At 60.2% G+C, this 3,024-nt stretch carries 2 protein-coding genes; both read left to right on the top strand.

Going from position 1 to position 3,024, the window contains the following annotated elements; translation table 11 throughout:
* Positions 1-71 precede the first annotated feature (71 nt).
* Positions 72-512: a hypothetical protein gene (locus SGJ19_28590; GenBank protein ID MDZ4784225.1), complete on the top strand. Its 441-nt coding sequence runs from the start codon at positions 72-74 to the stop codon at positions 510-512.
* Positions 513-770: 258 nt separating this feature from the next.
* On the top strand, positions 771-3,024 hold a 2,254-nt coding region (locus SGJ19_28585), incomplete at its 3' end, for a toll/interleukin-1 receptor domain-containing protein (GenBank protein MDZ4784224.1).

Raw genomic sequence — 3,024 nt, 5'->3', positions numbered from 1 at the left:
TTCGCGCGCTCGAAAACACTGCAAATCATGTAATGATGTGACGAACGGCTCGTTTTCCCCCGTAAAAGCGTGTGTTTTTTGATGCGTCGGCCCTGGGGTTGGAGCAGCTCGTCCAGAAAAAGCTGGCGCACCCGGACAGCCTCCGAGTATGCCGAATATTGCCACTTGAGCGGAGAGCGCGGGCCGTACCCGAGTTCATCGCCGCGCTGGCATCCTGCAATATATTCATCGCCGTGCTTACTGAGCAATATCGGCGTGCAGTGGAGCCGACGGTACAGGATCGTTGTTCGAGCACTCCGGGAATTGAAGGATTCTCCTACAATCCCGACGACGGCTGGGTGTGGGACGAGTGGCATTTTGCCGGTCACTTAGAACATCGCGGGCGAATTACGAGGGTGGGCATCTGGCGTTCCGGCCCGATCGTGCCCTTTCCGTTCAATAAGGACGAAGTCTTCGATTTTCGAGACGATGCCGCATACGCCGGTCAGATTCAGAAATACTTTTCTGCGTAGCGAAGGTGACGATATCTCGATTCCATGACGTAATCGCGGGTACTGCGACTCTATCGGCAGTTTCTCCAAATTGCAGACGATACAATTCGATGGTTCCGAATCGCTGATGAACGGCGTCGTCGCAGAGTTGAATGGCCCCAACGTCGACGTTTGTACGTCGTTCATCGCGAGGTTGTGAACCCCGCAATTGCCGGCAGCAGCATGGCTAAGCGTTAGCGTGAGTTTCGTCGTTAGGTTCCCTCGCGAAGTTGCCCGACTATGACCGACGGTGCCGTGACCAATCGTGCCGAAATGCGACGGGCGTTTATTAGCCATAGCAGCCCGGATGACGGCTATGTTGCCGAGCTCGAGCAGTTCGTTCGCGCGCTGGGATACGACTCCGTATTTAACGACGTTCGTTCGATCGTCCCCGACGCCCAGTTTTGGCCCGAGATCGAACGGGGAATCGCGGCGAGCGATGCTTTGATTGTCGTGATCACACGGGCGTCGATGAAATCGCCGTGGGTCGCCCAGGAAATCGCCTTTGCCGATAGCCTGCAGAAACGGGTCGTGCCGATCTGGATCGAAGATTGCGAGCTCCCGGCCCGGTTTGCCGATCGGGACGTGATCGATTTTCGGCCCGGGTCGCGGGTGAGGGATCGCCAGATCGCTGCTTCGCGGATCTTGCGGCATTCGCCGCCGATTCTGTTCGGGCGGGAGACGTGGCTGGATGCGTTGGACGCGGCATGGGCCGATCGGAACCTGAACCTCTACACGCTTGTTGCGTGGGGGGGCGTCGGCAAGACCTCGCTGGTCGCCCACTGGGTTGCCGAGCGGTTCATGAAAGTCGGATGGCGTGACGTCGAACGCTACTTCGATTGGTCGTTCTATAGCCAGGGGAGCGGCGAATCGCGGCAGACCTCGGCGGACTTGTTCATCAGCGAGGCGCTCAAGTTTTTCGGCGATCCTGATCCGACGGTCGGCGGCGGATGGGAACGGGGGGAGCGGCTGGCGAAGCTCGTTCGGCAACATCGCACGCTGTTGGTGCTGGATGGCATCGAACCGTTGCAATATCCGCCGACCGACAAAGCAGGCATGGCGGGTCGGCTCAAAGATCCGGCCCTCGAGGCCCTCGTACAAAGCCTGGCGGCGGACAATCCCGGCCTATGCGTCATCACCACGCGCGAGCATCTGACGGACGTCGAGGCTTTGCCGACGACCGAGGAGCAGAAGCTTGATTGTCTCCCCAAGGAAGCGGCCGTCGGGCTGTTGCGGCATCTACGAATTGTCGGGACCGACGAAGAGTTGGAAGCAGCCTGGAAAGACGCCGGCGGCCATGCCTTGACGTTGCAACTGCTGGGTCGGTTCATTGTCGACGCGTATCCCGATCGCGACATTCGGCACTACAAGCAGGTGCATTTCGTCGAAGCCGACGAAGTGCGCAGCAAGGGGCGGAGTGCGCTGAAGGTGATGGTCGCCTACGAGAAATGGTTTGAGTCGGCCGGGCCGGAGCGGCAGCGGGAGTTGGCGATCTTGCGGCTCACGGGGTTGTTCGACCGCCCGATTGCAGCCGACTGCCTGGAGGCGCTACGAGCCGAACCGGTGATGGCGAGATTGACCGACGGACTCGTCGGGCTGAAAGAAACGCAATGGAACCTGGCGCTTTCGCGGCTCGTCGAGATTGATCTGTTGTCGCGCTCCGGAGCGGGCAGAGAAGCCGCGATCGACGCCCATCCGCTGGTCCGCGAGTACTTCGCGGAACAACTTGCCAACCAGTCGCCGGACGCGTTTCGCGAGGCCCACTCGCGGTTGTTCGATCACCTGTGCAAGACGACGCCGTATCGGCCCGACGAGTTGCCGGGACTGGCGCCGCTGTATCAAGCGGTCGTTCACGGATGCCTGGCCGGGCGCCAGCAGGAGGCGTGCGACCACGTTTATTTTGACCGGATCCTGCGAGGCGGCGGATCTAAAGGCTTCTATAGCATCAAGCAACTTGGAGCATTTGGTGCGACTTTGGGTGCGGTCGCGGCCTTTTTTGACGAGCCATGGACCCGCGTTTCGCCGAATCTCGGCGGTCCAGATCGGGGGTGGATGCTCGGTCAAGCTGCTGTCTGTTTGCGGGCGCTCGGCAGACTAACGGAGGCAATCGAGCCAATGCGGATCGAAGTAGATGGCACGATCCGCAAGAAGGAATGGGAGCATGCTTCCACCGGCTCCGTCAATCTCGCCCAATTGGAATTAGCGCTGGGCCAATTGGACCAAGCCGTGGTCGATGCCCAGCGAGCCTTCGAGTTTGCGGACTTGAGTAAGGTTGAAAGTCTTAGAGTGGTCATGCGCGCCGCCGCGGCCGGAACCCTGCACCAAGCCGGCAGGCGAAAAGAAGCCGAGGCGCTGTTCGCCGAGGCTGAGCGGATGCAGAAGGAGTTGTCACCAGCGGAGCCACTTCTCTATTCGCTGCAGGGATTCCATATTGTCGACTTAATCTTGGCCCCGGCCGAGCGCACCGCGTGGCAACAAGTGCTCCGCGAAACGG

It is taken from the genome of Planctomycetia bacterium (assembly GCA_034440135.1).
Lineage (GTDB): Bacteria > Planctomycetota > Planctomycetia > Pirellulales > JALHLM01 > JALHLM01.
This window is presented reverse-complemented; position numbering and strand designations above follow the sequence as displayed.